This is a genomic window from Aeromonas sp. A35_P (assembly GCF_002259925.1).
Taxonomy (GTDB): domain Bacteria; phylum Pseudomonadota; class Gammaproteobacteria; order Enterobacterales; family Aeromonadaceae; genus Aeromonas; species Aeromonas dhakensis.
The window spans coordinates 1-6,355 of the sequence record NZ_NEVB01000095.1 but is presented as its reverse complement, the minus strand read 5'-3'; the positions used below and the strand labels follow the sequence as shown (position 1 = coordinate 6,355).

Genomic DNA, 6,355 nt, shown 5'->3' with positions numbered 1-6,355 from the left:
CGCTGAGGTTGTACCACTGCTGCATACAGTGAATGCGGAGCATGGTATCGAGTGGGTAGGGACGACGCCCGTTACCAGCTTTGGGATAGACGGGTTCGATGACCCCCAGCATCCTTGGCCATGGGAGCACAGCCTCCATGCGAGCCAAGAATATCTCTTTACGGGTTTTACGGCGTTTGCCATTGAACTCGCAGTCCGCGAAGGTGAGCTGGTGACTCATGCTGAACCTCATCCCTGATGCCAAGTGGGGTTCATGATCTCACATCAAGGACTTGTTCGCACTTTCCCAAGAGAACATGGCTATAACGCCAATTAATATCTTACCGGGTCATATCGTTTGGCCAAGGACCATGTTAAAGAAGTGACGAACCAAAGCCAGATCGAGGCTCGGCACCTGCCCCGTGCTGGGGTAAGATAGCGGCCATCGTTTTATCCCGGCCCCGCCGGGGCAGACCACAGGTACACCATTGAACCGATTTACCTCATCCAGTGCGGCGAACGGCCGCGAGCAGCAGGTCTTTACCGTCACCCGCCTCAACAGCGCCGTGCGCATGATCCTGGAGCAGGATCTGGGGCTGGTGTGGCTGACCGGCGAGCTCTCCAACCTGGCGATGCCAAGCTCCGGCCACTGGTACTTCTCCCTCAAGGACATGTCGGCCCAGGTGCGCTGCGCCATGTTCAAGGGCAACAACCGGCGGGTGGCCTTCCGCCCGCAGGACGGCATGCAGGTGCTGGTGCAGGCACGGGTCTCCCTCTATGAACCGCGCGGCGACTACCAGCTGATCATCGAGTCGATGCAGCCGGCAGGCGACGGTGTGCTGGCACTGCGCTTTGAGGAGCTCAAGCGCCGCCTCGGCGCCGAAGGGCTGTTCGACGAGGGGCGCAAGCGGCCGCTGCCGCGCGAACCGCGCGCGGTGGGCCTCATCACCTCCGCCACCGGTGCTGCCCTGCATGACATGCTGACCGTGCTCAAACGCCGCGCGCCGGATCTGCCGGTGTTTATCTACCCGACCCAGGTGCAGGGCAGCGCCGCCATCGGCCAGATCGTCTCTGCCATTGCCCTGGCCAACCGCCGCGCCGAGGTGGATGTGCTGATCGTCGGGCGTGGCGGCGGGTCGCTCGAAGATCTCTGGTGCTTCAACGAAGAGGCGGTGGTGCGCGCCATCGCCCACTCCACTATTCCGGTAGTGAGTGCGGTGGGCCACGAGGTGGATGTCACCATCAGCGACTTTGCCGCCGACCTGCGCGCCCCGACCCCGTCGGCGGCGGCCGAGCTGGTGGCGCCGGATCAGAGCGCCCGCGCCCAGCGCCTCGCCCATCTCAAGCAGCAACTGCTGCAGGCGATGAACCGCCAGCAGACCGCCGCCCGCCACGATTTCATCCTGCTGCAAAAGCGGCTCGACCATCAGGATCCGAAACGGCGGCTGGAGCAGCAATCCCAGCGCCTCGACGAGCTCTCCGCCCGTTTGCAGCAGCTGATGAACCACAGATTGCATCAGGGAGAGCGGCGCCTCGCCAACCTGGAGTTGCGCCTGCAGGGCAAGAGCCCGGAGCGCTTGCTGGCCGCCGGCAAGCGCCGCCACCAGCTGGCCGAGGAGCGGCTTCATGCCCTCATCACCAAGCGCCGGGATCTGGCTGACCATCGCCTCGCCATGCTCAGCGCCCGCCTCGACGGGGTGAGCCCGCTCGCCACCCTGGGGCGTGGCTACTCCATCACCCGCACTCCCAGCGGTGAGGTGATCAGCCGCGCCGATCAGGTGGATGCCGGCCAGACGCTGGTCACCCAGCTTGCAGAGGGGCAGTTGCGGGTACGGGTGGAAGAGGTCCACCAGCCATAACGCACAAGGGGGCACATCAGGTGCCCCCTTGTTTATCATCCTTTCTTTGTCAGGCCCTCTCGGCCAACGCACTCACACCAGCGCATGGCGCACCGCCTGCGCCGGATCGGCAGGCGCCGTCCCCGACCCCGCCAGCGGGTTGAGCTGCAAGTATTCAAACAACCCGGCCTGCAGATTGACGTTCCAGAAGCGCCCCGCCAGGGTGAGCTCGAGTCGCACCTCGCTCAGCGTCGCCAGCCCATGCAGCTGCCAGGCCTCGAACAAGGGTTGCAGATGTGCCTGCAGCGGCGCCGGCAAACGGGCCAGCGCCAGCCAACCGCTGTCGAGCGCACCGCGCAGCAGACCATCGAGGCGGCCATTGGGATTGCGCCCCATCACCATGCCGGGGGCCCGCTGATCCGCCGCCAGCGCCTCGTGCCAGAGCGCCAGATCCCGGCCATACATAAGGCCGTGCCCATGCACGTTGCCGCCAGCCCCGGCCCCGAACGGGAGGATCTCGGCGCCGCGCTTGGCCATCTGGTTGTAGCGGCTCTGCTCGGCCTCGCCGCGCCGCCAGTGGCTGCAGGAGAGCCGCTGCCAGCCCCCCTGCTCCAGCGTCTGGGCGCCATAGGCATACATGGCGGCCCGCTGCTGGCCGTCGGCGGCCCAACCGGACTTGCCCCTCGCCTCCGTACGGGCCAGATGGGTGCCGGCCATGGCGATGAGCTGATAGAGATCCACCCCGTGCACTCCGCTCGCCATCACGTCTGCGATGTCCTGACGCCACACGGCATCATCCTGGCCAGGCAGGCCGAAGATGAGATCGGCCACGATCACCGCGTCGTCGTGGCGGGTCAGCGCCTCCAACCGGGTCAGCAGGGTCTCCCGGTCGTCGAAGCGGGCCGCCTCCTGGCGCACCTCGGTATCAAAGCTCTGCACCCCGAACGAGAAGCGGTTGAAGCCTCCCGTCAGCGCACTGTGCCACTTGGCATCATCAAAACCGTTGAGGCGCCCCTCCAGGGTCACCTCCGCATCCGCAGTCAAAGGAAAACGACGGATGGCGGCGGCCAGCATCGCCAGCTCGTCGGCGCTCATGTCCGTCGGCGTGCCGCCCCCCACATAGACGGCCGAGAAGGGGCGGCTCTGGGTGAAGGGGGTCTCGGCAGCCTTGGCAAGCGCGCTGCAGAGCGCGTTGACATAGCGGGTGATGCGGGCCGGGTTGGCACCATTTTCAAAGAAATTGCAGAAGCTGCAGCGCTTGCGGCAAAACGGGATGTGGATATAGAGCGCCCGCTCTTCCGCCTCACTCTCACGGCGCCACCAGGCTTGCCAGTCGGCATGGTCGAGGGTCAGCGGACGCATGCCGCCGCGACTGGCGTGGGCCGAGGTCTTGGCGCCAAAGGCGAACTTGAGGGGATCCGGGGTGGCAAGACCTGTCATGGTCGGGGTCAGCAGTGGTGTCATCGCAGGCAAGGTTATCAAGTGAAATAATGCAAATGATAACCACTATCAATAGTTACCAAGTTTGTGCTGGATCAACGCAACGGCGAACAACCCTCGTTTGCTACGCACCATTAACCTCCATCATGGATCAAGTTAACAGTTAATTTACTCAAGATGAGGTAGGGTGAGCCGATAGAGAACCATCTCCCCCGTTCTGATGAGCAAACGCGGGAGAGTCATCAACCATTGACGATCGCTCACCTGCGCATGGACCTGCCAACGATGCAAAATCTGTCTCTGAACTGGAAAATCTTTCTCCCCCTCGCCCTGGTCATCGGCTGCACCTTCGCCCTCAGCTTCGAGCTATCCGCCTGGCTGCAACGGGATCTCGCCATCCGGCTGGCGGGTGAAAAGGTGGAGAGCGCCGCCAACACCTACATGGATCAGCTCAACGTGTTGATGATGACGGGAGCCATCGCCAATCGCCAGATCGTGCAGACCAAGCTCAAGAGCGAGGCCGGCATCGTCGAGGCCCGCCTGATCCGCGCCCCTGCGGTGACCAGCCTGTTCGGCCCCGGCCACCCGGATCAGCAGATTGAAGACAAGCTGGACGAGCGCGCCATCCAGCAGGGGGAGACCATTCTCGAGCAGCAGGGCAACCAGCTCACCCTGATCAAGCCCTTCAAGGCCTACAAGGAGTACCGCGGTACCCAGTGCACCACCTGCCACCAGGTGGCGGAAGGCACCGTCATGGGGGCGGTGCGCATCAGTTACGATCTCAGCCACACCTTTGGCGAGATCCATCGCAACAACCTGATCCTGAGCGGCAGCCTGGTGGCGGTGTTCGGGCTGGGCTTCGGCCTGCTGGGCTGGGTGCTGCAGCGCTACATCAAGCGACCGGTACGCCATCTGCAGCTGGCCATGACCCGCATGGCCAAGGAGCGGGACCTCTCCCTCCCCCTGGAAAACCCCAACCGGGATGAGCTGGGCGAGATGACCCGCGCCGTCAGCGCCATGGTGCAGGGGTTTCGCCACAGCCTGCAGGAGGTGGAGAGCGCCACCCACCAGCTCTATCAGGAGTCCAACCAGATCCGACAGGTGGCGACCCAGACCGAAAGCTCGGCCCGCCAGCAGGAGAGCATGACGGTACAGGTGGCCGCCGCCGTGAGCGAGCTGGCCGCCAGCTCCCACGAGGTGCGCGAACACGCCCGCAAAAGCGCCGAGCTCTCCGCCCTCACCAACCAGGATGCGGCCAACACCAGTCGCCTGGCCCAGCACTCCATCAACGACATGGGCGAGATGTCGGCGGAGATAGAGCGGGTCGACAAGGTGATCCAGCAGCTCGACAACCGCTGTCTGGCGGTCGACGGGGTGCTGGAGGTGATCAAGGGGATCGCGGATCAGACCAACCTGCTGGCCCTCAACGCCGCCATCGAGGCAGCCCGGGCCGGCGAACAGGGCCGCGGCTTTGCGGTGGTGGCCGACGAGGTGCGCGCCCTCTCCAACCGCAGTCGCGCCGCCAGCGAGGAAATCTCCCAGATGATCGCCGCTTTGCAGAACGAGGCCCAGAGCGCGGTGTCGGTGATCGGGGATGCCAAGGCCAAGGCGGACGAGAGCATCCACAAGACGGAGGCGACCCTGGCCGCCATGCAGAACATCATCGACCGCATCAGCAGCATCAACGATCTCAACGCCCAGATGGCGCAGTCCGCCGAAGAGCAGGACAGGGTCTGCAACGAGGTGGACGGCTCGGTGAGCGACATTCGCAACACCTCCAACGACACCCTGGGCCAGGCTCACGCCGCCAACCTCGCCAGCGTCCAGCTGGTGGAGCAGTGCCGCAAGCTCGAGCAGCTGCTCAAGACCTACCGCTGGTGATCATGCCTGCCGCCCGCGGCGGCCAATAAAAAAGCGCGACCCCGGGTCGCGCTTTTGTTTTGCATGTTGTTTCAGGCACGCCTGGCCGACATTAGCCTGCGTTGCGGGTGGCCACCGCATCGGCCAGATTGCGCAGCAGGGTCTCGGTGTCGGCCCAGCCGATGCAGGCATCTGTGATGCTCTGACCGAAGGTGAGTTCGCACCCTTCCACCAGATCCTGACGGCCCTCCACCAGGTGGCTCTCCACCATGACGCCGAACACCGCCTTGCTGCCGGCACGCAGCTGACCGGCCACGTCCTCGGCCACCAGCATCTGGTTCTTGAACTGCTTGCTGCTGTTGGCGTGGCTGAAGTCGATCATCACCTTCTGCGGCAGACCGGCCTTGTCCAGCCCCTTCACCACCTCGTCCACGTGGGCGGCGCTGTAGTTCGGCTCACGGCCGCCGCGCAGAATGATGTGACAGTCCGGGTTGCCCCGGGTCGCGACGATGGCGGAGTGGCCGTACTTGGTCACCGACAGGAAGTGGTGCGGCGCGCTGGCGGCACCGATGGCGTCGATGGCCACCTTGATGGTGCCGTCGGTGCCGTTCTTGAAGCCCACCGGGCAGGAGAGACCGGAGGCCAGCTCGCGGTGCACCTGGGATTCGGTGGTGCGGGCCCCGATGGCGCCCCAGCTCATCAGATCCGCAACGTATTGCGGAGTGATCATGTCGAGGAACTCGGAGGCGGTCGGCAGCCCCATGTCGTTGAGATCCAGCAGCAGTTTGCGCCCGATGCGCAGGCCGTCGTTGATCTGGCAGCTGTTGTCGAGGTAAGGATCGTTGATCAGCCCCTTCCAGCCCACCGTGGTACGCGGCTTCTCGAAATAGACCCGCATCACTATCTCCAGCTGGCCCTTGAGTTCGTCACGCAGCACCTTGAGGCGTTTGCCGTACTCCAGCGCGGCGGCCGGATCGTGAATGGAACAGGGGCCGATCACCACCAGCAGGCGATCATCGTCGCCGGCCAGGATCTGATGGATGGTCTGACGGGATTCAAACACGGTATTGGATGCGACCTCGGTGGCCGGAAACTTCTCAAGCACCGCAACCGGGGGTAATAACTCTTTGATTTCACTAATGCGAGCGTCGTCGGTTTGATGCTGCATGACAAGGCTTCCTGCTAGATGACTGCGATAAAGAGACTTCAAGCTAGCCCGCACGAGCAGCGGTGTAAAT

General features: G+C 64.1%; 4 protein-coding genes and 1 pseudogene. 2 read left to right on the top strand and 3 right to left on the bottom strand.

Translation table 11 applies throughout. The annotated features are described in order from the left end of the window. Nucleotides 1-220: pseudogene (locus CAK78_RS07025) on the bottom strand (IS5/IS1182 family transposase); the annotation flags it as partial. Nucleotides 221-467: 247 nt separating this feature from the next. On the opposite strand from CAK78_RS07025, the gene xseA reads away from it, so the two are divergent. Continuing rightward, on the top strand, nt 468-1,838 hold the full coding sequence (gene xseA / locus CAK78_RS07020; protein WP_094696818.1) for an exodeoxyribonuclease VII large subunit: 1,371 nt from the start codon (nt 468-470) through the stop codon (nt 1,836-1,838). A gap of 72 nt (nt 1,839-1,910) precedes the next feature. Here xseA and hutW read toward each other — a convergent pair whose 3' ends face one another. Beyond that, nucleotides 1,911-3,281, bottom strand: a complete 1,371-nt coding sequence (hutW, locus tag CAK78_RS07015) for a heme anaerobic degradation radical SAM methyltransferase ChuW/HutW (protein WP_176452712.1) — start codon at nt 3,279-3,281, stop codon at nt 1,911-1,913. Nucleotides 3,282-3,542: 261 nt separating this feature from the next. Between hutW and CAK78_RS07010 the strand changes: the two genes are divergently transcribed. Next, nucleotides 3,543-5,138 carry a methyl-accepting chemotaxis protein gene (locus CAK78_RS07010; protein ID WP_176452711.1) on the top strand — a complete coding sequence of 532 codons (1,596 nt, stop codon included), beginning with the start codon at nt 3,543-3,545 and terminating at the stop codon, nt 5,136-5,138. A gap of 91 nt (nt 5,139-5,229) precedes the next feature. Here CAK78_RS07010 and aroG read toward each other — a convergent pair whose 3' ends face one another. Next, complete coding sequence (gene aroG / locus CAK78_RS07005) at nt 5,230-6,285, bottom strand: 3-deoxy-7-phosphoheptulonate synthase AroG (protein WP_094696815.1); 1,056 nt, start codon at nt 6,283-6,285, stop codon at nt 5,230-5,232. Nucleotides 6,286-6,355 lie beyond the last annotated feature (70 nt).

Coding starts and splice junctions, on each gene's coding strand:
- hutW (WP_176452712.1), bottom strand. CDS start 3,281: ATGACACCACTGCTGACCCCGACCATGACAGGTCTTGCCACCCCGGAT.
- CAK78_RS07010 (WP_176452711.1), top strand. CDS start 3,543: ATGCAAAATCTGTCTCTGAACTGGAAAATCTTTCTCCCCCTCGCCCTG.
- aroG (WP_094696815.1), bottom strand. CDS start 6,285: ATGCAGCATCAAACCGACGACGCTCGCATTAGTGAAATCAAAGAGTTA.